The organism is Devosia sp. A449 (genome assembly GCF_054489375.1).
This window is the reverse complement of record NZ_JBTMWU010000012.1, coordinates 34,146-58,751: the sequence shown is the minus strand read 5'-3', so window position 1 is coordinate 58,751 and position 24,606 is coordinate 34,146. Positions and strand designations below refer to the sequence as shown.

The 24,606-nt window shown below is 62.0% G+C and carries 19 protein-coding genes and 1 pseudogene; 10 read left to right on the top strand and 10 right to left on the bottom strand.

Annotated elements, in window-relative coordinates; translation table 11 throughout:
* Positions 1-4 precede the first annotated feature (4 nt).
* From ACX3OW_RS21285 to ACX3OW_RS21260, 6 genes are all read right to left on the bottom strand, one after another.
* Positions 5-1,159 carry a mandelate racemase/muconate lactonizing enzyme family protein gene (locus ACX3OW_RS21285; protein WP_459097793.1) on the bottom strand — a complete coding sequence of 385 codons (1,155 nt, stop codon included), beginning with the start codon at positions 1,157-1,159 and terminating at the stop codon, positions 5-7.
* A gap of 18 nt (positions 1,160-1,177) precedes the next feature.
* Positions 1,178-2,386, bottom strand: coding sequence for a D-mannonate dehydratase ManD (gene manD, locus ACX3OW_RS21280; RefSeq protein WP_459097792.1), 1,209 nt, complete (start codon positions 2,384-2,386; stop codon positions 1,178-1,180).
* A 30-nt stretch (positions 2,387-2,416) separates the two neighbouring features.
* Complete coding sequence (locus ACX3OW_RS21275; protein WP_459097791.1) at positions 2,417-4,114, bottom strand: ABC transporter ATP-binding protein; 1,698 nt, start codon at positions 4,112-4,114, stop codon at positions 2,417-2,419.
* Positions 4,111-5,244, bottom strand: coding sequence for an ABC transporter permease (locus ACX3OW_RS21270; RefSeq protein WP_459097790.1), 1,134 nt, complete (start codon positions 5,242-5,244; stop codon positions 4,111-4,113). The genes ACX3OW_RS21275 and ACX3OW_RS21270 overlap by 4 nt, the downstream gene beginning before the upstream one ends.
* Complete coding sequence (locus tag ACX3OW_RS21265) at positions 5,241-6,227, bottom strand: ABC transporter permease (RefSeq protein WP_459097789.1); 987 nt, start codon at positions 6,225-6,227, stop codon at positions 5,241-5,243. The genes ACX3OW_RS21270 and ACX3OW_RS21265 overlap by 4 nt, the downstream gene beginning before the upstream one ends.
* An 83-nt stretch (positions 6,228-6,310) precedes the next feature.
* Positions 6,311-8,248, bottom strand: a complete 1,938-nt coding sequence (locus ACX3OW_RS21260) for an ABC transporter substrate-binding protein (RefSeq protein ID WP_459097788.1) — start codon at positions 8,246-8,248, stop codon at positions 6,311-6,313.
* Between the two features lie 168 nt (positions 8,249-8,416).
* On the opposite strand from ACX3OW_RS21260, the gene ACX3OW_RS21255 reads away from it, so the two are divergent.
* The gene (locus ACX3OW_RS21255) at positions 8,417-9,100 is read left to right on the top strand and encodes a GntR family transcriptional regulator (protein ID WP_459097787.1); all 684 of its coding nucleotides are present in this window, start codon (positions 8,417-8,419) and stop codon (positions 9,098-9,100) included.
* 344 nt (positions 9,101-9,444) lie between these two features.
* Here the strand turns inward: ACX3OW_RS21255 and ACX3OW_RS21250 are convergent, their stop codons facing one another.
* The gene (locus ACX3OW_RS21250) at positions 9,445-10,986 is read right to left on the bottom strand and encodes a sensor domain-containing diguanylate cyclase (RefSeq protein WP_459097786.1); all 1,542 of its coding nucleotides are present in this window, start codon (positions 10,984-10,986) and stop codon (positions 9,445-9,447) included.
* 564 nt (positions 10,987-11,550) lie between these two features.
* Between ACX3OW_RS21250 and ACX3OW_RS21245 the strand changes: the two genes are divergently transcribed.
* From ACX3OW_RS21245 to ACX3OW_RS21225, 5 genes and pseudogenes are all read left to right on the top strand, one after another.
* Entirely contained in the window at positions 11,551-14,010 is a 2,460-nt protein-coding gene (locus tag ACX3OW_RS21245; protein ID WP_459097785.1) for an NAD-dependent epimerase/dehydratase family protein, read from the top strand.
* A gap of 78 nt (positions 14,011-14,088) precedes the next feature.
* Positions 14,089-15,057: a phosphogluconate dehydrogenase (NAD(+)-dependent, decarboxylating) gene (gene gnd, locus ACX3OW_RS21240; protein ID WP_459097784.1), complete on the top strand. Its 969-nt coding sequence runs from the start codon at positions 14,089-14,091 to the stop codon at positions 15,055-15,057.
* Between the two features lie 79 nt (positions 15,058-15,136).
* Positions 15,137-15,921: pseudogene (locus tag ACX3OW_RS21235) on the top strand (glucose 1-dehydrogenase).
* The gene (locus ACX3OW_RS21230; RefSeq protein ID WP_459097783.1) at positions 15,911-18,220 is read left to right on the top strand and encodes a glycoside hydrolase family 15 protein; all 2,310 of its coding nucleotides are present in this window, start codon (positions 15,911-15,913) and stop codon (positions 18,218-18,220) included. The pseudogene ACX3OW_RS21235 and the gene ACX3OW_RS21230 overlap by 11 nt, the downstream one beginning before the upstream one ends.
* A 69-nt stretch (positions 18,221-18,289) precedes the next feature.
* Positions 18,290-18,616, top strand: coding sequence for a DUF2254 family protein (locus tag ACX3OW_RS21225; protein ID WP_459097801.1), 327 nt, complete (start codon positions 18,290-18,292; stop codon positions 18,614-18,616).
* A gap of 241 nt (positions 18,617-18,857) precedes the next feature.
* Here the strand turns inward: ACX3OW_RS21225 and ACX3OW_RS21220 are convergent, their stop codons facing one another.
* Positions 18,858-19,229 (bottom strand): hypothetical protein, encoded by a 372-nt coding sequence (locus ACX3OW_RS21220; RefSeq protein WP_459097782.1) that lies wholly within the window; start codon positions 19,227-19,229, stop codon positions 18,858-18,860.
* A 672-nt stretch (positions 19,230-19,901) separates the two neighbouring features.
* On the opposite strand from ACX3OW_RS21220, the gene ACX3OW_RS21215 reads away from it, so the two are divergent.
* A complete protein-coding gene (locus ACX3OW_RS21215) occupies positions 19,902-20,213 on the top strand; it encodes a hypothetical protein (RefSeq protein WP_459097781.1) in 312 nt (103 codons plus the stop codon).
* Positions 20,214-21,001: 788 nt separating this feature from the next.
* Here the strand turns inward: ACX3OW_RS21215 and proX are convergent.
* Positions 21,002-22,024 carry a glycine betaine/L-proline ABC transporter substrate-binding protein ProX gene (proX, locus tag ACX3OW_RS21210; RefSeq protein WP_459097780.1) on the bottom strand — a complete coding sequence of 341 codons (1,023 nt, stop codon included), beginning with the start codon at positions 22,022-22,024 and terminating at the stop codon, positions 21,002-21,004.
* A gap of 521 nt (positions 22,025-22,545) precedes the next feature.
* Between proX and ACX3OW_RS21205 the strand changes: the two genes are divergently transcribed.
* Positions 22,546-22,746 carry an EF-hand domain-containing protein gene (locus ACX3OW_RS21205; RefSeq protein ID WP_459097779.1) on the top strand — a complete coding sequence of 67 codons (201 nt, stop codon included), beginning with the start codon at positions 22,546-22,548 and terminating at the stop codon, positions 22,744-22,746.
* Positions 22,747-23,284: 538 nt separating this feature from the next.
* Here ACX3OW_RS21205 and ACX3OW_RS21200 read toward each other — a convergent pair.
* Positions 23,285-23,806 (bottom strand): YgjV family protein, encoded by a 522-nt coding sequence (locus tag ACX3OW_RS21200; protein WP_459097778.1) that lies wholly within the window; start codon positions 23,804-23,806, stop codon positions 23,285-23,287.
* A gap of 69 nt (positions 23,807-23,875) precedes the next feature.
* Between ACX3OW_RS21200 and ACX3OW_RS21195 the strand changes: the two genes are divergently transcribed.
* Both ACX3OW_RS21195 and ACX3OW_RS21190 read left to right on the top strand, forming a co-directional pair.
* Positions 23,876-24,178 (top strand): HPP family protein, encoded by a 303-nt coding sequence (locus tag ACX3OW_RS21195; protein WP_459097777.1) that lies wholly within the window; start codon positions 23,876-23,878, stop codon positions 24,176-24,178.
* On the top strand, positions 24,178-24,567 hold the full coding sequence (locus ACX3OW_RS21190; protein ID WP_459097776.1) for a CBS domain-containing protein: 390 nt from the start codon (positions 24,178-24,180) through the stop codon (positions 24,565-24,567). Before ACX3OW_RS21195 ends, ACX3OW_RS21190 begins: the two co-directional genes overlap by 1 nt.
* Positions 24,568-24,606: the final 39 nt, after the last annotated feature.

Sequence of the window (24,606 nt, the reverse complement as noted above, 5' to 3'; positions counted from 1 at the left end):
GACCCTACCAGTTCGTATATGAGCCATCTCGGCGACGCAGGTGCGGAGCTTCCCAAAATTCAAAGTTCTGCTGGGCGATCAGGGCCTCATTGACCTCGATCCCTAGGCCCGGCGTGGTGGGCACGGAATAAACTGCGCCCTCAAGGCGCGGCTGCAGCGGGAAGAAGTCGGAATTGTCGAACCCCAGATGGGTTTCGGCGGGGGAGGCGCGGGTTTCCAGCCAGGAGAAATTGGGCACGGCGGCCGAAAAATGGATGGTGGCGGCGGTGCAGATCGGGCCTAGCGGATTGTGCGGCATCATGTCGACATAATGCGCCTCGCTCCAGCCGGCGACCTTCATCGCTTCGGTCAGCCCGCCGACATTGCACACATCGAGGCGATTGAACTGGTGGATGTCGCGCTCGATATAGGGAATGAACTGCCATTTGCTGGCGAATTCCTCGCCGATGGCGAAGGGAATATCGGTCATGCGGCGCAGCGCCTCATAGGCTGAGGGGCTCTCGTCGCGGATCGGTTCCTCGAGGAAATCCAGCGTGCCACTGGGCATTTTCTGGCAGAAGCTGGCGGCTTCCGCGACGCTGAGGCGGTGGTGATAATCGATCCCCAGCACGATCTCCTCGCCCAACACTTCGCGGGCGCGGGTGCACCATTTGGCCGAGATGCCGATATGTTCGCGCGGCTCGTAGGTATGCTTGTTCTCGTGGCCGGAGGGCGACAGGCGCATCGCGGTCCAGCCGGCCTCGACCAGCATTTGCGCCTGTTCGATCATGGCTTCGCCGGGCTCGGCAAAGGTGGTGGCGAAGGTCGGGATATGGTCGCGATGCTTGCCGCCCAATAGTTCATAGACCGGCAGGCCGAGCGCCTTGCCCTTGATGTCGTAGAGTGCGATGTCGATCGCCGAAATCGCGGCGGCGAGCACGCGGCCGCCCTCGAAATACTGGCTGCGGTACATTTCCTGCCAGAGCGCGGCAATCTGGAACGGGTCGCGGCCGCGCAGGAATTCGGCATAGTGCTCGACGGCGCCGACCACGGCCTTTTCGCGGCCGGACAGCCCGCTTTCGCCCCAGCCATAGAGCCCTTCATCGGTCTCGATCTTGACCAGCAACTGATTGCGGATGCCCACTTTGACGGCATAGGTGCGGATATTGGTGATTTTCATGGCGGTCGTCCTTGCCGATTACCAGTGCCAGAGGGTGCCGTCCTCGAGACGGTTCACCGGCAGATAGGCGCGTTGATAGGGATAGCGGGCGGCGAGCTTTTCATCGATGTCGACGCCGTGGCCATGCGCCTCGCCCGGATGCAGATTGCCGGCCGTGAGCGACCAGGCGCCGGGGAACACTTCCAGGGTCAGGTCGGTGTAGCCGGAATACTCCTGGATGCCGAAATTGGGCGCCCAGAGGTCGAGATGCAGATTGGCGCCGAGGCAGATTGGGGACATGTCCATGGCGCCGTGGCAGCCGGTGCGCACATTGTAGACGGCGGCAAAATCCATGATGCGGCGCAGCGCGGTGACACCGCCGGCATGCACGGTGGTCATGCGGATATAGTCGATCAGCTGCTCCTGGATCAGCAGGCGCGCATCCCAGATGGTGTTGAACACCTCGCCCACCGCCAGCGGGGTCGTGGTGTGCTGGCGGATCAGGCGGAAGCCTTCCTGATGCTCGGCGGCCACGGTGTCTTCCAGCCAGAACAGGCGGGCAAATTCCAGATCCTTGCCCAGCCGCGCCGCCTCGATCGGGGTCAGGCGATGGTGAGTATCGTGCAGCAGGTGCAGGTCCTCGCCATAGCTATCGCGCAGCGCCTGGAACAGCTTGGGCACGTAGTTGAGGTATTTGGGGGTCGACCACATTTCCTCATGCGGCAGGTTGTCGTCGGCCGCATTATTGGTGATCGACTTCTTGCCGGTGCCATAGACATCGGGCAGGCCGGGAATGCCGACCTGGGCGCGGATCGCGGTAAAACCCTCGGCCTGGCGCTTGCCGACGGCTTCGACGGCTTCCTCGATATTGGTGCCCTGGGCGTGGGTGTAGCACAGCACGCGCTCGCGGCTGGCGCCGCCCAGCAACTGATACAGCGGCATGCTGGCGGCCTTGGCCTTGATGTCCCAGAGCGCGGTGTCGATGCCGGCAATGGCCGCCATGGTGACGGGGCCGCGGCGCCAATAGGCGCCCTTGTACAGATACTGCCAGATATCCTCGATGCGGGCGGCGTCGCGCCCGATCAGGCAGGGAATGACATGCTCTTCGAGATAGGCGACGACGGCCTTTTCGCGCCCGTTCAGGGTCGCATCGCCCACCCCGGTCAGGCCCTGGTCGGTGTAGATCTTCACGGTCACGAAATTGCGGCCGGGCGAGCAGACGATCACCTTGATGTCAGTAATTTTCATCGAGAAATCCAAAAAACAGAGGCAGGCCGATCAGGCGCCGGCGGGCGCGAGATAGCGGAAACGGTTGTGGATCCGGCGCTGGTCCGGGTCCGGATGGGGAATGGCCGACAGCAAAGCGCGGGTGTAGTCGTGGTTCGGGGCGTTGACGACCTGGTCGGTGTCGCCGGTCTCCACCACCTTGCCGCGATACATCACCGCGACGCGGTCGCACATGTAGCGAATGACAGACATGTCATGCGAGATGAAGATGTAGGATAGCCCCATCTCGTCCTGCAATTGCATCATCAGGTCGAGCATCTGGCTGCGCAGCGACACGTCGAGCGCGGAGGTCGCCTCGTCGGCGATGATGATGCGCGGCTTGACCGCAATGGCGCGGGCAATGCCGATACGCTGGCGCTGGCCGCCGGAAAACGCATGTGGATAGCGTTCGCGCCAGGCTGGATCGAGCCCCACCTGCGCCATCAGCGCGGCGACCTGTTCGTCCACCGCCCGGCCACTGGCCAGGCCCGCCAGCTTGAGCGGCTCGGCAATGATCTGGCCCACGGTCTTGCGCGGATCGAGCGAATTGACCGGGTCCTGGAAAATCATGCGGATATCGCGACGGACCTGCTTCAGCGCCGCCGGATTGGCGGTGCGCACATCCACCACGCTGCCATCGGCGCGGCGATAATTGATCAGCCCGGCCTGCGCGTCATAGATGCGCAGCAGGCAGCGCCCGAGCGTGGTCTTGCCGGACCCGGATTCGCCGACAATGCCCAGCGTCTCGCCCTTTTTGAGGGTGAGGCCGACGCTATCGACCGCCTTGAGCCCCGAGCTGAAGGTCAGCGACAAATCGGACACGTCGAGCAATGGCACCGTTTCGGCCTCCTGCCCAACCCGGACCAGGCGGATTTCCGACTTGCTCTCGAGCCGGGTGACCGAGCCGATCAGCATGCGGGTGTAGTCGTTCTGCGGTGCATGGAAAATCTGCCGCACCGGGGCATGCTCCATGACCTTGCCGCGATACATCACCAGCACGTCGTCGGCGATCTCGGCAACCACGCCCATGTCGTGGGTGATGAACATCACCGCCATGCCATGGGTGCGCTGCAGCGAGCGGATCAGGTCGAGGATTTCGGCCTGTGTGGTCACGTCCAGCGCCGTGGTCGGCTCGTCGGCGATCAGCACGGCGGGATTGCAAGCCAGCGCCATGGCGATCATGACGCGCTGGCGCATGCCGCCGGAGAACTCGAAAGTGTAGCGATCGATGGCCTGTTCCGGGTTGGGAATTTCCACCTGGCGCAGCAGCTCGATGACCCGGGCGCGGCGCTCGGGCTTGCTCATGCGGGTGTGCAGGCGCAGCATGTCGCCGATCTGCTCGCCGATGCGGTGCACCGGGGAGAGCGAACTCATCGGCTCCTGGAAGATCATGGCGATCTCCTTGCCGCGCACGCGCCTTATGGCCTTGCCGCGCGGATCGAGCGCCGCCAGATCGGTTTTGGTGCCATCGGCCTCGGTCAGAACGATCGAGCCGCCGACAATGCGGCCGGGGCGGTCGACGATCTGCAGGATCGAGCGCGCGGTGACCGATTTGCCGGAACCGGATTCCCCGACGATGCACAGGGTCTGGCCGCGCCGCAGCTCGAACGAGACGTCATCGACTGCCTTGAACTCGCCATGGCGGGTATTGAACGAGGTGCGCAGGCCGCTTACGGCCAGCACCACGGGATGGTCGGTCGCCTGGGTCAATTCTGCACCTCATAGGGGTCGGCCGCATCGCGCAGGCCATCGCCAAGGAAATTGAGGCACAGCACGGCAATGACGATGGCGGCGGCCGGGGTGAACAACAGCCACGGCGCCTGGCTGACGGCACGGATGTTCTGGGCTTCCTGCAGCAGCACGCCCCAGGAAATGATCGGCGGCTGCAGCCCGATGCCGAGGAAGGACAGCGCCGTCTCGGCCAGGATCATCGAGGGGATGGCCAGCGTGAGCGTGGCGATGATGTGGCTGATGAAGGAGGGCACCAGATGGTGGAAGATCAGCCCCATCTCGCTCATCCCGTCCAGCCGCGCCGCGACCACGAAATCCTCATTGCGCAGCGCCAGGAACTTGCCGCGCACTTCGCGTGCCAGCGAGGTCCAGCCGATCAGCGAGACGATGATGGTGATGACGAAATAGGTTTGCAGCGGCGGCCAGCTGACCGGAATGGCGGCGGCCAGTCCCATCCACAGCGGGATGGTGGGGATGGAGCGCAAGAACTCGATGCAGCGCTGGATCACGGTATCGACGGTGCCGCCAAAGAAGCCGGAAATGCCGCCAATGGTCACCCCGAGCACCAGGCTCATGATCACCCCGAGCAGGCCGATGGAGAGCGAGACGCGGGCGCCATGCACGACGCGCGAGAAAATATCGCGGCCCAGCCGGTCGGCGCCGAACAGATACATGGCGTCGCGCGGCCCCGCCTCGAGCGGGCCGAACAGCTTGGTCGACATCGGAATGAAGCCGAGCATGGCGTAAGGCTGGGTCGGCACCAGCAGCCCGATGCGCACCGGCGCCTCGGGATTGGGGGCAAATTCGCGCCGCATCGATTCCTGGTTCAGCGTCATGGTCAGCCCGGTAACGTGGGGGGCAAACTCGCCATCGATGAACAGGCCGATGCTTTGCGGCGGCGCATAGGTGAAGGTCGCATTGGTGGCGTTGGGATCGAACGGCGCCACGAAATCGGCCAGCGCTGCGATCAGATAGAGCAGGCCGACGACATAGAGGCTGATCAGCGCCAGCTTGTGCTTCTTGAACTTGAGCCAGAACAGCTTCCACTGGCCGGCAACGGCAATCTCATCGGCGGCGCTGGCGGCGGCCAGAGGGGTTACATCGGTCATTGCAGGCGAATCCTCGGATCGGCGATGGCGAGCAGGATGTCGGAAATCAGCGTGCCGATGACGGTCAGCACCGAGATCAGGAGGATCAGCGTGCCGGCGAGATACATGTCCTGCGCCAATAGCGCCCGCAGCAGCAGCGGCCCGGTGGTGGGCAGGCTCATCACCACCGAAACGATGATTTCCCCGGAAATCACGGCGGGCAGGATCCAGCCCAGCGTCGAGATCAGCGGATTGAGCGCCATGCGCACCGGATAGCGCAGCAGCAGTTCCAGTTCGGACATGCCCTTGGCGCGGGCGGTGGTGACATAGGGGCGGGACAATTCATCGAGCAGATTGGCACGCATGATACGCACCAGCGCGGCGAGCGAGCCCAGCCCGATGACCACGACAGGCATCCAGACATGGCTGGCGAAATCCAGCACCTTGGCGACACTCATCGGCGCGTCGATATACTGGGCGGAAAACAGCCCGCCGACGCTCTGGCCGAAATAGGTCGACCACACATACATCATCACCAGCGCCATGACGAAATCGGGCACTGCGAGGAAGAAGAAGGCGATGAAGGTGGCGGTATAGTCGGTGATCGAATACTGGCGCACAGCCGAGATGATGCCGATCGGGATCGCCAGCGCCCAGACAAAGCACAGCGTCAGCATGGCGAGCAGGAACGAGAAGCCGAGACGGTTCCAGATCAGATTCGTGACCGGCTGGCCCAGTTCGAACGAGATGCCGAAATCGCCGCGGGTCAGGATGCCCGACATCCATTTGTAGTATTGCACATACATGGGCTGATCGAGGCCGTAGCGCTCGCGCATGGCGGCGACGGTGCCCTCTTCGACCGCGCCACCCTGGCTGGCCCAGTCGGCCATCAGCGTGCTCAGGTAGTCCCCGGGCGGCAGCTGGATAATGATGAAGGCAACGATCGAAACGGCGAACAATGTCGGGATGACATAGAGCAGCCGCTTGAGAATAAAGCGTGTCATGAAGGGGCCTTTACCCGTGCCGGGTCGGGGCGGAGGAGGAGGTGCCGGGCGTGGGAGTGAACGCCCGGCACCGTGACAGGCTGTTACTCAGCCTTGTCGAAATACCACTGGGTCAGCGTCGGCGCCGGGTGCCAGAGATTGCCGGTGATCGGGATGCCGTCCACCACATTCTTGAGGTCGTTGGACACCATCATGTATTTCGGCATCGGCCGCGACAGGCCGATATTGAGGTAGTTGTCGGCCGACAGCGACAGGAAGTGCTGCATGGCGGCGAGCCGGTCGGCATCGGTCACGGCGGCATTGACGGCATCATAGGCAGCCATCAGTTCCTTGACCGCAGCGGGCGGCTCCTGACCGGTGGTATGGTCGGAATACCACTCGCTCCACTTCATGGCGAAGAAGATGTCGGCCTTGAGGAACGGCATGTAGCAGCGCACGTCGGTATAGGCCTCGGACAACCCGCCGACGCAGTTCCAGATATAGGCTTCCTGCTCGTTGGCGTACCACATGGTATTGAGGCGCGCGCGGTCGGTGGTACGCAGCTGGATATCGAGACCGACATCCTTGGCATAGCCCTGCACCAGCTGCATCACGTCCGGATAGGACAGGCCGAACACGTCCGACACCATGAAGTTGATGGTGAAGCGCTTGCCGTCGGGGCCGAGGCGGTACCCGTCGGCGTCCTTTTCGGGCATGATCTTGTCGAGCATTTCGTTCGACAGGGCGGTATCGAATTCGGTGTATTGCGTGGTCAGCCGCTCGTCGAACAGTTCGTGACCCGGCTGGATCGCGACCTGCGCCGGAGCGCCCTGCCCGACATAGACCAGATCGATGATCTCCTGCCTGTTGATGGCGTGCGACAGGGCGATGCGGAAGTCCTTGTTGTTGAAGACTTCGTTTTTCACCGGGTCATCGATGTTCAGATTGAGCAGGATGACGGCGTCGTTGGCCGGCAGGTCCATGACGTCGACAAAGCGGTAATTGCCGCTGTCCTGGCCATCGAACAGCACCGATTTGAAGGTGGCGTTGTTGATGTGGCGGAAGGCGAAATCGAATTCGCCGGCGGTCATGCGCAGCGCCATCAGCTGGGGATCGTCCAGCTTGGCCCAGGTGATGCCGTCGATATAGGGCAGCTGGTTGCCGGCCGTATCGACCTTCCAATAGTAGGGATTGCGGGTGGCCACGACGCGGTCGCCATCGGCATAGGGCACGGTCAGCACCCAGGGGTTCATGGTGGGCAGATCAAGGTTCTGCCAGAACGCCGGCTGGAAGGTCAGCGACACCTTGGAGTTGAACAGCGCGACCCAGTCGCCTGCGGCGGCATCGGCCTTGATCAGGTCCGGCAGGCCCGCCGCATTGTACTTCTCATGGAACTGGCTGAGATAATGCTTGGGATAGATCACCGGGTGGTGCCCCTGGCCATAGGCGAGCTGCTGGATGAACAGGCCATAGGGCGAAGAGAACTTGAATTCGACGGTGCGCTCATCGAGCTTGGTCACGACGACCGGGTCGCCATTGACCACGAAGGTCGGGTTCTTGGACGGGTTCAGCGCCTCGTTCATGAACACGTCGGTGTACCAGAACATGATGTCATCGACGGTGAACGGCTCGCCGTCACTCCACTTCAGCCCGTCGCGCAGGGTGAAGGTATAGGTGGTGGCGTCGTCCGAAGCGGTGAAGGATTCAGCCAGCGACGGCTCGACCTTGGACCAGGTCGGGTCCCACCGCACCAGCAGCTCGTTGGCGATGGTGCGGGTCAGATTGTAATGATCGCCATTGGCGAGAATGGTAGTGCGCAGCGTGCCGCCATATTTGCCGACGCTGTCGACCATGGTCTCGACATAGGGCGCGGCCGGCAGCCGCTGGTCCACCGGCGGCAAGGTGCCGCCAGCCACCAGCGGGTCCAGCATGGGCGACTGCTGGTAATCCAGCGCCGCGGCAATCCCGGCCAGCCCGGTTACCGCCAGTCCGGCCAGCCCGGTCGACAGCACCAGACGGCGCAGCGTTCGATGAAAATTCATAAGCTTCCCTCCACATGGCCGGTTCGGCCCCATTGTCGCCAGTTGCGGTACATCCGCAGCTTGGTAGTGGACGAAGGCTCACAAATTGTACATTATTTGTCAATCCCGGTGTATAAAAGGTGGATTTTTGACCTTGGCCTTAGGCAAAAACCTGCATAAAACAACGACATGACCACTCAGTATCCAATACCAGCGCCGGCGCCGACCCCGCTCGAGGACGTCTCGATCTACGAGCTGATCCGCGAAGACATCATCAGCGGCCGACTGATCGCCAATGAACGGCTCAAGGTGACCGAACTGGCGGCGCGCCATGGCACCTCGACCAATCCGGTGCGCGAGGCGCTGCAGCAATTGCGCGGCGAGGGCTTTGTGGTGATGGCGCCGAATCGCGGCGCCCGGGTGCGGCCGATCGACGAAGAATTCGTGCGCGATGTGTTCGAGATCGAAATCCTGATCGAACCCTATCTGACCCGCTGGTTTGTCGGCATTGTGACCAGCAAGGAGGTCAAGGCGCTCGAGGAGCTGCAGCAGCAGATGGAAACGCTCAACTATGAGGATGAGCAGCTGCATTCCGAGCTGGATACGCGGTTCCACCGACTGATGTATGACCGCCACTACAACCGCCATTCGGTCGAGCTGTGGTGGAAGCACCGCGAAATCTTGTGGGCGATTTCCCGCCGCTTTCCCGTTTCGCTCAGCCGGCGCGCTACGGTGATGACGGAGCATCAGGAGCTAATTACCGCGATCAGGCAGCAGAATGCCGATCTTGCGGCTCAAGTGATTGCCCGCCACGTCGAAGGCTCGGGCCGTCACATCGTCGAGCACATGCGCGCGGCAAGGGCGCGCAAGTAGGGCATCATTGATGATCTGGACGGCTATCGAAACTATGCCCGAGCGGGATTGGGACGTCGGCCGCACAGGGCGTCGGGGCTCTCAAGGCAATTGGCGACCGTCGCCGACAACAGGCGTTAGGGAATATGGCAATGAGGACAACGACGATATGAGAATCGTACCGCCCCCATCGAACATGGCAACTTTGCCTGCACTCGTATTGAGCATGCTTGTGCTGGCTATGCCTCCTGTGGTGTAGATATGTCGGTACTCGCGGACAGTCAAGATACTGGGTGTCGCGCCCACCGTTGATGACGGTTGGACGCCAAACCACGCATCAGCATGGCCTGCTGCATGCGTTCGGGTCAGGCCTCTTTGCGTGTCCAGTCAGCGGTTGCAACAAAACCCGGCCTATCAACGCTCGGATTGATGTTTTCGCGGTTGGCGCCAGGCGCTGAGGCCAACTCTTTCATGGTGGGAACGACCCGGTTTCGGCCTTGCGTCTTGGCGGCATAGAGCGCCTGATCCGCGTTGCGCATCATCGAACCAAGATCAGCGTCGTCAACCAGTGCGGCGACTCCTATACTTACCGTCGCATGGATAGCGATGTCAGGCGCCACCTGAACCGCCGTTGCCGCAATTTTCTCACGTAGTCTCTCGGCTATGCCACAGGCGTGCGCAATGGAGGTATCGGGAAAGAACATGGCGAACTCCTCGCCACCGATGCGCCCGGCGCAGCCCGGCCGAGAGCTCACCGACGCGCAGGCGAGAGCTATCATTCTCAACACCTCATCTCCGGCGGCGTGGCCGTGCCGATCATTGAGTGCCTTGAAGTTGTCGGCGTCGAGGATCAACAGCGCGAGATCGTCCTGTTGACGACGAGCGGTGGCCACCGCCTGCTTTGCCACCTCGATGAAGTGGCGCCGATTGTGCAACTCGACCAGCGTGTCCCAGGATGCGAGCCGCGTCAGGCGCTCGATCAGGATACGCCTATCCTCAAAAAGCGCGAACAGGAAGAGCGACAGGGCACAGGCCGCTGCGACGAAGAACCCGGCATTGGACAGCCGATCCGCAATCGAAAGGTGCGCCATGAAGCCGCCACCGGACGCTGCTGCCCAGGTCACGGCGGCGCCGATGAGGACGTTGGCGAGCGTTATACCGCGTAATCCGCGGCGCAGGCCGATCCAGAGCAGCAGCAAATAGGTTGTTGCCAGCAGCAGCAGCGGATGCGTTGGAATGCTGCTCAGCGTTAGAAGAACGATCGACAGGATGCCCGCAGCTCCGGCTACGGTTTCGAGCCTTCCCCTCGCCTGCTCCAGGGGGGCGCTTCGGGCCGTCCATGCCAGGATCAGCGGCGCCACCAGCAACTGTCCGATGGAGTTGCCGATCCACCAATGCATCCAAGCGGAGGGAACCAGGTCGAGAGACGGCAAGGGTTTTTGCAAGCCTTGTATCCACAAAGCGGCCCAGTCAGGCGGGATGAGGCTCTGTGGGATCGTACCCAGGAGATACAGTATCGTCACGCCGCCAGTGGCGCTGATCGGTTGCAGGATGAGGAAGATCATCGCGATGAATAGGGACACGTCTCTTGGTTGATCGAAGCGCGACGACGAAAACCAGCGGCGGAATAGAAAGCCGCCCAGAATACCCTGTCCCGCATTGACTAGCCCAATGACTGCTCCGCCGAACAGTGAAGGCCCGGACCACAAGGAGAGTATCGTCTGACCCAAAACGATGCCGCCGGCAACGCGCGAACCGAAAAGGATGCAGAAAGCCAGCGCGATGCCTTCCGGGATAAAAACCACGCTGGTGACATTGCCGTATTCGACAGAGACGGCGAAGGTCAGGCGCCCGAAAACCACGTACAGCGCGGCAAGCGCCGCGCTCAGGAATAAGGTCTGAAGCAAGCTTCTGGGTTCCGGTGCTCTCTGCTTGCCACCCCGAACGTTGGTCTCCAGATTGCTCATATTTTCAAAAAAACCGGATCGGATAAGCTAGGGGATAAAACTGTGCCTTCATCGCCAATAGTTAATCTATGGGTCTTTTATGAAGTGTAATCGCGGCGCCGACTTTTCGTCTCAGGGTTAACGTCGGCCTGATAATTTAGATCGACGTTGATCGATCAGGTGGCCTGGCGGAGAAGACAGCCTAATGATTTCCATCGAGAAGTGGGCCTGTTAATCGGCGTGGGGTTTCAGCGCCTATCGGTGCCATAAGTCATTGAAATATAAGTCCCAGCGGGGTCACATAGTGAGCGCCGATCTACACGCTGACCCATGGCGTGCCTCGGGAGGCGTGTCAGATCACTCGCTGCGGCGTCTCTGCTCGTCGTCCATGGACAGAGCCAACGCCTCTGAATGAAGAACCCTGGTGCGCTCAAGGCATGCAGGAGCGCTGTGCTTCGATCCGCTTCCGCCCAGAATCATCGGCGACGACAACGAACCATTTCCTCCGCTCGGCGTTGTCGATCCATGGCGTCACACGAGAAACCGCTCGTCCTGATCACGGGTGCTGGAGGGCGAATCGGCGGAAAGCTGTTCGCCCATCTGTCCGCAGACTACACGGTCGTCGGGTTGGACCTGGAGCCGGAAGGCAGCCAAGCCCGCATCTATCGCTGTGACCTGACCTCAGACAAAAGCGTCAAAGCGGCTCTAGCCCAGTTGCGCGGCGAGTACGGCGCCGCGATTGCTGCGGTGGTCCATCTGGCCGCCTACTTCGATTTCAGCGGCGAGGACAATCCGCTCTACAAGACCGTTAACGTCGATGGAACCCGGCGCCTGATCCGCAACCTCAAGCCCTTTACGGTCGAGCGCCTGATCTACACCAGCACAATGCTGGTTCACGCGCCCAGCAAGCCCGGCGAGTTGACCACCGAGGCCACCCCGCTTGAGCCGACTTGGGCCTATCCGAAATCCAAGCTGGCCGCCGAACACGTCATTGCCCGCGAGGCGGGGGATATGCCCTATACGCTGCTGCGGCTGGCTGGGGTCTATGACGAGAAGACATTGGTTCCTACACTGGCCCAGCAGATCGCCCGCATCTATGAGCGTGATTTCGAAAGCGGACTTTATGCCGGCGATCCCGATGCCGGACAGAGTTTCCTACACGTCGAGGACATGGCGGACGCCGTCAAGGCGGCCATCGATCGCCGCACCGATTTGCCCGATGCGGGCGCCATCCTGGTCGGCGAGCCCGGGGCCCTGAGTTACGACACCTTGCAGCATCGCTTCGGCGAGTTGATCCATGGCGAGGCCGACTGGACCACGATCACCATGCCACGCCCAGTCGCCAAGGTCGGTGCTAGGCTCCAGGGCGCACTTGAGCCCGCGGTGCCCGACAGCCTCGACCAGGGCGAAAGGCCGTTCATCCGCCCGTTCATGATCGACTTGGCCGACGATCACTACGCGCTCGATATCGCGCAGGCCCACACCTTACTCGGCTGGGATCCGAAACACCGCCTGGAGCGGGCCCTTGAGGAAATCGTCGCCAATCTCAAGGCCGATCCGATGGCCTTCTACGCGGCCAACAGACTCGCGCCGCCGCCCTGGATGAGCGAGGCCGCCGACAGTCGCGCCGAACCCGAAACTATCCGCGCCGGTCACGAGGCCATGTTCAAGCGCGCGCACTTCTCTTGGCTGTGGGCCCATTTCGCCAATATCTTCCTCGGCGTCTGGCTGCTCACCAGCCCGACGCTTTTGAACTACAACGAGCCGGCCATGATGTGGAGCGACTGGGTTGCCGGGGCGCTGCTGATCGTTTTCGGGGCATTGTCGCTCAACTGGACTTTGCCGTTGGCCCGCTTCGGGGCGGGCATTGTCGGCCTCTGGGTCCTGTTCGCGCCGCTGCTGTTCTGGACGCCCTCGGCGGCAGCCTATCTCAACGGCACCGCCATCGGTGCGCTCGTCATCGGTTTCGCCGTGGTGTCGCGTCCCTTCCCGCTAATCTCGCCCTTGGCGACGCAGACCGGGCCGGACGTGCCGCCGGGCTGGAATGTCTCTCCCTCGACGTTCCTGCAGCGGGCCCCGATCATCGCCCTGGCTCTGGTCGGCTTCTTCGTCTCGCGTTACCTGACCGCCTATCAGCTGGGTCATGTCGACGGCGTCTGGGACCCGTTCTTTCCCGGGGTCGCCAACCCGCAGCTCAACGGCACCGAGGACATCATCACCTCCGAACTCTCCAAGGCCTGGCCGGTCCCGGATGCGGGAATCGGTGCCGCCACCTACATGCTGGAGATCCTCACCGGGTTGATCGGAAGCTCCCGCCGCTGGCGCACCATCCCCTGGCTGGTATTCATCTTCGGACTGATGATCGTGCCACTGGGGGTCGTCTCGGTAACCTTCATCATTATCCAGCCGATCCTCCTGAGCACCTGGTGCGCACTGTGCTTGATCGCCGCCGCGGCGATGGTGATCCAGATCCCCTATTCGCTCGACGAACTGGTGGCGACCGGCCAGTTCCTCATGCGCAAGAAGCAGCAGGGGGTGTTCATCCGCGCTTTTCTGTTCGGCGATACCGACGAGGGTGACCGTCAACACAAGGACGATTTCGACCGCCCGCCACGCAAACTGCTCGCCGAACTCGGCGGCGGCGTCGGCCTGCCGTGGACGCTCGGTGTCGCCATGCTGATCGGTATCCTGCTGATGACCACGCGGCTGACCCTGGGCAGTACGGGCGCAATGGCCAATGCCGATCACCTGATTGGCGCGCTGGTGGTCGTGGTGGCGGTCACCGCCATGGCCGAAGTCGCTCGCGCCGTTCGACTGCTCAACCTCGCCATGGGCGCGGCCATCGTCATCATGCCGTTCCTGCTTGGCGCTTCGCTGCTGCAAACCATCGCGGCGCTGGTGATGGGCGTCCTGCTGATGGCGTGCAGCCTACCCAAAGGGCGGATCGGGGGGAGCTATGGCGGCTGGAATAAATACATCGTCTAGGCAAGAGCCAGGCAATGGCGGCAATCGAAGCTTGCGGGGCGCCATCGCGTTTCTGCACCGTGCGAGGAGGATATGCAAATGAGCATCACAGCATTCGGCGTGGTTGGACTGGGTCGCATGGGTGGAGGCCTGGCGCAGTTGGCATTGTCCAAGGGATTTGGCGTCACTGGTCTGACGCGGGGCGCCGCCTCAAGGGAGTTGACCGCCGCCGGCTTGGTCGAGATTGCGGAGGTAACCGGCTTTCGCCAACTGCCTCGGCCGCGCGTGATTGTCCTTTATATCCCCGCTGGGCCACCCGTGGATGACCTGCTTGAGCGGCTGTCCGAAACCCTGGAGCCAGGCGACATCGTGCTCGATGGCGGCAATTCGTACTGGGGGGACTCCATCCGGCGCCATGATCGCCTGAAGGCCAGAGGAATCGAGCTTCTCGACGTCGGAACGTCGGGTGGGGTGTCGGGAGCCCAGCAAGGCGCCTGTTTCATGGTTGGCGGAGATCGCGCTGCCGCGGCTCGGGTCGAGCCGATCTTGCGCCAGTTGGCAGTCGAGGGGGGCTACGTCTATGCCGGGCCGTCCGGCAGCGGGCATTTCGTCAAGCTGGTTCACAACGGCATCGAGTTCGGGATGCTGCAGGCGATCGGCGAGGGTTTCAGTATGCTCGGCCACTTTCACGAGGCGCTCGATATCGATGGTGTCCTCCAATGCTGGCAGCATGGGTCGGTCATTCGCTCGTGGCTCATCGACCTGCTGGCCGAAGCGCAGGCGACGGATCCGACGTTGAGCCAGTCCACCAGCTATATCGAGGACACCGGGGAAGTGAACTGGCTGGTCGCCGATGCACTGCGCATGGAGGTACCGATCCCGGTAATCGCCCAATCAGTGATGCAACTCTTCGCCTCGCGCGATCAGAGCGGCACCTGGGCCAAGGCCATCGTCGCCATGAGACATGGCTTTGGGGGCCACCCCTTCGGCCCCGACACGCATGTGGCGAAGGAACGCCGCGTTGGTCGCGTCGGGGCCATTTTCCGCCCTGCGGCAGGGAAGAAATGACCATAAGCGATGCATCGGCCACTTCACCGGCACCATCGAGGATTCGTCGGGCAACTTCACTTCGTAAGGCAGCCAAGACATGCTGAAACTTGACCTGGCTGGCAAGCGCGCGCTCGTTACGGGCGCGAACTCGGGCATTGGGGAGGCCGTGGCTCTGGCCCTGGCCCGCGCCGGCGTCGACGTGGCGATCAACTTCATCGATCGTCCTGAAGACGCTGCGCGCGTCGCCGACGAAATCCGCAAGGTCGATCGCGACGCGTTGACCATCGAGGCCGATGTTGCCGATCCCACCCAGGTCGATGCCATGTTCAGCGCAATCGACGCCGCGTGGGGACCGATTGACATCCTGGTCAACAACGCCGGCGTCGATGGCGTGCGGGCCCTCGGTTGGGACAGCGACTTGACCGCCTGGCGTCAGGTGATCGAGGTCAATCTGTTCGGCGCCTTCTATTGCAGCCGGCAGGCGCTGCGCCGCATGATCGGCCGGCGCTCCGGCGTCGTGCTCAACATGTCTTCCGTGCATGAAATGATCCCCTGGAGCGGCTACAGCGCCTACGCGGCGTCGAAGGCCGCGCTGTCGATGCTCACCAAAACGCTGGCGCTCGAGGCGGCTCCGCACGGCGTCCGCGTCCTGGCACTGGCGCCGGGAGCCATCAAGACGCCGATCAACGGCGCCGTCTGGCAGGACGCCGCCAGCCTCGCCGATCTCAACGACAAGATCCCCATGGGTCGCATGGGACCACGAATGAGATCGCCAAACTGGCCGTCGTGCTGGTGTCGGACGCGGCCAGCTATGCAACCGGATCGACAATCTTTGTTGATGGCGGCATGACCAACTTCGCGAATTTTGCCCATGGCGGATGATCCCACACCGCGCGGCGACGCGCCGGGCGAACCCGGTATCTCGCCGACCTGGACCTCCAGCGCCAAAGACATGGTGAGCACTGCCCTTGGATCGAGCCGGTTATGGGCCAGCTTCGGCCACGGCATCGTCAACGAAGTCTATTGGCCATCGACCGGCCTGCCGCAAATCCGTGATCTGGGGTTTATCATCGCCGGACCCAGCGGCTGGATCGAGGTCAAGCGCGCGCACCGCTATATCCTCAGTATGCCAAAAGCCTATGTCCCATTGCCAAAGGTCGTGCATGAGGGCGACGACTACCGGCTGGAACTGGAATACCTGCCACATCCGTCGCGGGATGTCTTGCTGGTCCGCTATCGCCTGCATGGCGAAAAGGTCAAGCTCTACACTTTGTTGGCGCCGCATTTGGCGGGAGAACGGCGCGATAACACGGCTTGGGCAGCAAAGGATCTGAGCGCGCAGAAGGGCGACGTGGCGCTGTGCCTGCAGAGCGATTGCGGGTTTTCGCGCACCAGCGCCGGCTATGCCGGCACCTCGGATGGCTGGCAGGATTTTTCCCGCAACGGGGCGATGACCTGGAGCTATGCGCGTGCAAGCAACGGCAATGTCGCCTTAACCGGCGAACTGGCCGAAACCAGCGGGACGCTGGCGCTCAGTTTCGCGCATACGATTGAGGGTGCCCGCACCCTGGCCCGCGCAAGCCTTGCCGAAGACTATGGCACGGTGCGCCAGCATTTCATCGATGGTTGGGAGAAATGGGGCGAGACGCTGCAAATTCCCTACGCCTCACCCGAATTGCGCTACCAGGCCGAACTGTCCGCCGCGGTGCTCAAGATACACCAGGATCGCACCTATGCCGGCTCGATCATCGCCAGCCTCAGCGTGCCTTGGGGGAGCAGCCATGACAGCCTGGGTGGGTATCACCTGGTGTGGCCCCGCGACGCAGTCGAGGCGGCGCTGGCGCTGATGTCGGTCGGCCAGAGCGACGACGCCTTGAGTATGCTGGCTTATCTGATTGGTACGCAGGGCGTGAATGGCGGCTGGGCACAGAACTACTATCCCGATGGCCGGAGCTACTGGACAGGCGTGCAACTCGACCAGGCGGCGCTGCCCGTGGTCCTGGTCGGCAAACTCCGGGCATCGGGTGCACTGGTTCCCTCGATCCCCGTCGAGGCTATGGTCCGGAGCGCCATCGGCTTTGTCGTGCGCAATGGACCCGTATCCGAGCAGGACCGCTGGGAAGAAAACGCCGGGATCACCGCATTTACGCTTTCGGTCGCCATTGTCGCACTGGTTGCCGCCGCGGAGTTCCTGGATCCCGACGAACGCGACTATGCACTGTCCCTGGCCGACTGCTGGAATGAGCGCATCGAGGAGTGGATCTACACCAGCGACGGCCCGTTGTGTGGCGAGCACGAGGTCGGGGGTTACTATGTGCGCATCGCGCCCCCGCCCAGCCAAGGCGGGATCGGCGGGCGGGTCCAGCTCAAAAATCGAAAGGATGGCGATATCGCCGCCGACGCATTGGTAGCGATGGGCTACCTCTATCTGGTGCGAACGGGACTACGACGCCCCGACGACCCGCGCATCCTCAGTACGCTCAAGGTGACCGAGCAAGTGTTGCGCGCGGACACGCCCAGCGGGGTGAGCTATTACCGCTACAATGGCGACGGCTACGGCGAGCACGTCGATGGGGCGCCCTATGACGGCACCGGTATTGGCCGGCCGTGGCCGCTGCTGACCGGAGAGCGCGGACACTACGCCGTGACGGCGGGCGAGGATCCACTGCCGTTTCTCAATGCGATGACGAAAATGACCGGACCAGGGGGGCTTATCCCTGAGCAAATCTGGGACACCGAGGCTATCTCTGAGCGCGGCCTTTTCCCGGGAAAACCGACCGGCGGGGCGATGCCGCTGGTGTGGGCGCATGGAGAATTTCTCAAGCTATTGGCAGCTCACGCCACCGGGCGGCCGGTCGAACTGCTGGACGTTGTCCAAGTGCGCTACGATGGCCTGGCGCCCAGAGCAACCACCTGGCACTGGCGCACGGACAGCCCGTTCGAGAGGCTGCCCGCCGGCCGCGACCTGCTGATCGAGAGTGCTGAGCCGTTCTCGCTGCATTTCGGCTTCGACGGCTGGCAGCGGCTGGGTGACACCCAGGCCGCCCAGAACAGCTTTGGAATGCATGGTGTTCGCCTCACCGCGGGCGAGCTGAGCGGCGCTGAAGTGTTGAATTTCACCCTGCTCTTCGCCGGTCGCGAGGCCCAGCGGGGTAGCGACCAAAGGATCATTCTACGTTGAATGCTTTGGTTTCTGAATGTGGGCTTGCCGTCGGAGACGCCTTATTGAAGGAAGCCATGCTGTGTCACCATCACAACGACGAGGACGCACGCCGTCGCCGTTGAAACAATCAGAAGAGCATTTGTCGAGTTCCTGACCATTCCGACCGCGACCGTCGTGGTCTTTCTAGGTCTTGCGACAGCGACGTATTTCCTTGATCAACAGCGCCTCTCCCAAGACTGGCCTGTTGTCTTTCCGGGCGATGATGACGCGGCGCGGAGCCTGCTCACGACCCTCGCCGGGGGCATCATCACGATCACCTCGATCACCTTTTCCCTGCTGCTATTGGCTGTACAGCAGGGGCGCTGCAGCACTGACCAGTCAGCTGTTGTTGCGGTCGCTGGCTGGCCTGGGTGACCATGTCCTGACCGGGAAACTTCAGGATGCGCTGATAAAGCTCGCGGAGAGCTTGAGCGTTGCTGGACGTCTCCAAGCCGCCGCCGCCTTCATCACCGCCCGGCAGGAGCTTGAATCCAGGACCGGGCGTCTCAATGCCAGTGCACCGCAGTCGCGGCCGTGACCGGACCGGCGGACGATAAAAAACCTACGACCGCCCAGCGGGCCGTAGCATCACGGACTCGGCCAAGGGCCACCGGTATTAGGATCTCTTCATGAGGTCCGACTTGTCGACCTTCAGCGTCACCTTGCCGCCGGCAACGGATTGAATCTGGTCGGGCATGATATAGCGGTCCGCACTGAAAAGCCCTTCGCCGTCAATTCTGACAAACCCGCTTCTGACCAAGCGGGCGCGCAGCACCTCGGGAAGGTCATCGGGTCCGAACACGTCCAGGAGGTTTTCGATAAAGGAGCCTCGCTTGTTTTCGTCGATCGGGTTCGGGCCCGCCGTTTCGGGGCCGGGCGAGTCGGGATCCTCATCGCCAAACCTGACGAAATCGACCACGCCAATCTCGTGCCGGCTCTGATCATAGACTGCCATGTCCTTGCGGATGTCCTCTAGGATCTTGTCCATATCTTGGTGCCTCTCTGCTTGTTCCAGCTTCCGGCTGGGCCCGCCGGCTTGATACTTGCCAAAGGCGGTACCGTGAAACTCACGTCCGGCGCGTTGGTTCCGTTTGCTGGCGCAACCACAGGGCTCGGAGGTGCCTGGTGGTCACGGTTTGCGCTGTCGCTGGCGCCTTCGGCAGCCGGCTCTGCATGGGCGTAGAGATCAGCGTGGTGCAATACGATGCGGCCTTGGCCTTCCTTGAGGATCACCGAAACAACCTCATCGCCATCCAGGCGCCGCGGGAACCGTCCGGCGTTGACCTGAACCGGGTGCAGGGTGGCTCAGCGCGGGCGGAGAACGTCGAGTTCTATCGTCGGTCTACCACGCGGCGGCTGGCGGGACGCTGTCGACGCCGTGCAGGTGCGTCAGAACGAGGTGGGCGGGGCAGGGGCGCTGTATGCGGCCTTGCAGACCTGCATTCTCCAGGACCTCTAATGCCACCACATGACGGGCTGGCTGCGCGAAGTGTTGAACGCGCTCGTTCGGCATTACGGGCTGGTGGATAAAGCCCGCGCCGCTTGACCCATCGGCCAAATCAGGCCGTAGTTTTTACGCTAAGGCGTAAACCGCCGAAAACGAGGCCCGCCAAGTGCGGGCTTTTTTGTTGCCTGCAATCCCAACATCAAAGGACTGCCCATGCATATCCGCTCCTTCATTGGCGCGGCGCTGCTCTGTCTCGGCATGATGGCGTTCGCGCCTGCTGCCATGGCTGACCCCGCGCCCGACATCTGTATGCTCGATATCTCACCGGCCATCGACCACGCCTATGGCGATGCTGCCGCCGTTCCGATCTGCCCGCCCGCCATCCTGGCCGTCCAGACGTTTGCCGCGCTCAGTCCCGGCGGTGACGAAGACGAGGCTGCCAGCCCTTGCGCGGCCATCCAGCCGAAACCGCTCGACTTTGCCGGTGCCCGCCTGCACTTCGACCCTGGTCGCTGTCTGGCCTGACCTATTTAATTGAAATGACCGATCCGCTTAACCGCGGGTCGGCCTGTTTCTCCAGTTGTGACAAAAAGCTCCACAACTTGACAAGCAGGCTTCATCAGGTCGCTATCGGGAACTCTCGATGGCAATGCGCGGGGTCATCACCCCGAAGGCCTCGGTTGCAAACGGCGCACCCCATTCGCACCTCGGGGCATACATCCTAAAAGCTATGTACGGTCGCACGCAGTCCCGCTAGCCTTCGTGCCGGCGCAGGCCGCTAATGGCCCTGTGCGGCCGCCCTGCTGCAACTCATAGTGTCCTGCGCCACCATCTCTCAGCAGGTAAGTGCATTGCAGCGCCGAAACCAGAATTATGGTTTCGAGCCCCCGGCCTGCTGTGACCATGTTCAGTTTGAGGTGAGCGTTAGCCGCGCCGCATTGCGAGACGGCAGAACCGGCCTCAATTTCATCGAGCGCGGCGATATACATCCCGCAACCCTTACCCAATGGTCGCCCGCTCGATACCATCAGCCCTCCCATCGCGGAGGGCTTTTTCGTGCCTACCCTTCAACATCGAAAGAACTGCCCATGCTCCGCAAGCTCATTGCGGTCGGTGCGGTTCGAGTTCTTGCTGCCATTGCGGGGGCTTGGGCGAGGGGCGCCCGTATGCCGGTCGGTGTCCTTACGGAGGGCGAGGATAAATGTCGGCGGCTTGAAGCAGGCTTGCCTTGACCACGCCAAGTAAACGAATCCTAAAACAACGGGCCGGGATTTGTCTGCCCCGGCCCATGATATTGCTAAGTGCCTCTTGCCCTACTCGACGGCAGCGCGGGCAGCGCCGAGCCATCCATCGACAGTTTCGCGGTTATCTTCGATCCATGCCGTGGCGTGAGCGACGAAATCATCATCACCAGCATACATGGCAGCGTTCTGTGCGGAGATGTCAGCCAGCGGCACCGAGGCGACTTCAAGCAGCGCACGCACGGCCGGGTTCTCTTCGAGAAACGCCGAATTGGCTACCGGCACGATATCGCCGCCAGGGAACCCCACGGTGCATGGGTCAGCAACACAACCCACGACACCCTCTATGGTCGCTGTTTGGGCAAGGCTCATGTCAGGTATATTGACTTCAGGGACCTCGATCCACATCACGTCTTCTCCCGGGACCAACTCATTCAAAGTCCAGTTCGGAGTCCATGTATAAAAGAGGATGTTTTCACCCGCTTCGTACGCCGCGATAGCGTCGGCCATGGATGCGGGATAGCCTGCCTTGATCGGGTTGATATGCTCGCGCAGTTCATAGGCATCGAGATGGTGCTCAATCATGAGCTCGCATCCCCATCCGGCAGGACACGCTACTAGGTCGGCCAGGCCGTCGCCATTGCGATCAAATGCCGCCTTAACTTCATCGCGCTTGAAATCATCGAGCGTCCTGATGTTGAACTCCTTGATTGCCGAGATGTTGACCAGGTACCCCTCGGTAGTACCAGCAGCAACAACCGCCCCAACAATCTCGGCACCCTGCTCAAAAGCCCGACGGTAGGAGTCGTGCAAAGGGAAGGAGCCATCAACCCAGAGATCCATATCACCCTGGGCCACTGCTTGATAGAAAAGAGGTGCGTCAAGCGTTACGATCTGCGGGACTTCGTAGCCTAACTCGACAAGCAGCTGGCGGTAGATTTCAGCGTAGAACCAGCCCGTGTCCCATGTCGCCTGAGCCATGTTGACGCTCACTCCCTGACCGGGCATGTCGTTGGCGACTGCGTTTGAGATCGGGGCGACACTCAAGAGCGCGATAGAGCTAACGGTGACTACGAGGGATTTGATATACAGCACTGTAAAGGAGACTCCAGGGTTCGAGACAGTAGCTGAGCTTCGATGCCCGTTTTAAAAGCCCGGGTGGAAGCGACTTCATCAGCAGCCAGAGGCGCTCCTTCTAGACAAGGACGGCCTTTGGAGCAAATCCGCAGGCATTGTTGCGCGATGTCGTAGGCATCTTTCGCGTCACCTGCTCGGGTGGCGCGGTCTGTTTCTCAAGGGTGTGCATACTGCGCACATCCTCGACAAGCAGAGTTTGAGGCGGCGGCGTGGAAGGACACGCGCAGCAGGAAACGAGTTGGGTGTACCGTCGCGGGGAGCCCAAGCTGTGGGATGGCAGGGTAGGCCGCGAATTCGCCCCAACCTTCCCGACAGCCGGTTAAAGCCCGGCCCTCAGAATCTCTCAGCAGGTGGGTGCATCGGAGCGCAAGGACGGGCGTTCCTTCGCAACCTATTCTTGAGTATAAGGAATTTCTTGCGGTTGACGCCTGTTCGGGTGTTAGCGACCATGGCTGAATTCCACTCAGGGGTATTCCCAAATGAAAATCGTTTTGATTGCTGCATCAGTTTTTGTCGCCGTTGTGGGCTTTGCCTATGCCAAGCCTGCAACGCCCAATATCCCGCATATTATTTATGAGGAGGCGACTGCCTACGCCGATGAGTTGTTCGGGGCCTTCGACAAGAATGGCGATAATTCGATCACGCGCGAAGAGGTGATTGCCTTCTACGCTGAGAACTAGTCCGCAAGGCTCCCCCGGCCTGCTGTGACCATATTCAGACCAAGGCCCCACGCCTCTCCATTGGAAGCGCACCCCGTGGGTCACTTATTGAGGTGATTGGCCTCGTCCGAACGGGCGCAACCCCATAGCCGTTGCTTGGGCAGCGCGGCTCACCTCCCCCCATTCCCCAGCCCTTGGCATAAGCCAGGGGAGTAACGCCGCTCCAAGATGAAGCGGCGTTAGGCAGTTTGAGCCCCGAATTATTTAGTTTGGGGTGTCAGGAATGTGTCGATGATATAATCCCAGCTCGCATCGTAGCGTTGGAACTCATTTTCGCACCGCAGCGCGCGCCGCCGGCAAAATGTTGAGCTGCAATTCGGCGCCATCATGTGACCCCGCCGGTGATTGAGATTTCAAAGACTTACCGTGCCGATCGGCACCCAAACCACGCGCCTATTCACAGCCAAGAGCGCTGCCTACTCAACCCCGGCACGATGCACATGGATGGATCGATAGAGAGCAACCTGCGCCGCATCGGCCTGGTGGTCAGGGTGTGAGTCTAGCCGTTTTGCGTGGCTTGCCCGCGGGCAATTCGGGTGATCGTCAAAAGGTTCGCGGCGAGGATGAATGCCTCCGCAGCAAGCGCCCCAACTGATCCGATCAGAAGATTGGTGGCGATCCAGCAAAGCCCCGCGGCGGCCAGTGCAAGGCGCATAGGTATGCCCCGCAGCATGAACATTGCATAGGTTCCGATCAATCCCGCAGCCAGGGGGAAGGCGTCCATAGGAGTGGCCCACGTCACGGCAGCGACGGTGCCGGTTACCGCAAAAGTTGCCAGCATGCCCGTCCAGCTTCCAGGCATCCGCCTTGCGAGCAGGATACGAAGAATGATCACCGCCGAGACGCCAGAAGCGACCCAGGACCCAAAGAGTGCGAACTGAATAGCGAAGGCGATATTGCCCAGTATCAGGATGGCCAGTAGCCGATCATCGCTTCTGCTGGCAAACGCCGCGACGCAAAAGACCAGCGCAAGCAGTCCAACGGCCTGGCCGGCCAACTCATGGGTAGTCGCTTCGAGCATTTGGCAACCTGGTTAGCAGGCCGTCGCTTGCCTGAATCCATCCAAAATCCGGACAGGAGAGCTTCGCCCATGCGCTCGCTGGGGGCAATAGTGCCGCCAGTGCTGGCCGGCTCATCCGTTCTGTTGCTCGCCGCGATCATTTACAACCGACTGACCCGGAAGGCTTATCCGCATCGGCCCAGCGCCCTGGTGCCCATCGTGTCGCGCGGGGCAGGGGGCGGTCTTGGCGTCACCACAGACGACCTCAGTGCCGCCATTCGTGAACGCGACGAGGTGCTGCCCGTTGACCCCGCCGATCTTGAAGAGGTGCTGCAGCGGCGGAAGTGCTTGCCTTTGCCCGCCGGTCGGGCGGCCTCGATGCGGCGGCAGTGATGTCTCAGTACATTGCCAGCATTGCCCCGGGCACCTCGCTGCGGATCGTGCTCAAGCTGCTGCGCAGCACGGGCGTCAAGGCCCTGCCGGTAATCGACAGCGCCCGCAAGGTGGTCGGCATCGTCACCCAGACCGACCTTCTCGACAAGGCCGATTGGGGCCCCGCCGCCACCCGCCCTGGCACGGGCTGGCGCTTGCCCGCCATCGCAAATTCGGATCGCCCCCTCCGGGGCAAGGCGCGCGAGGTGATGACGAAGGACGTGCGCTGCGTGCTCACCATCACCCCGATAGCCTGGGTGGTGCAGGTCATGGCGGAAACCGGGCACCATCATGTGCCAGTGGTTACCCCGATGGCCATTTGGCCGGCGTGGTCACGCAATCGGACGTGATCGCGGCGCTGTTCCGCGTAAACCGGGCCGAGTTGGCCC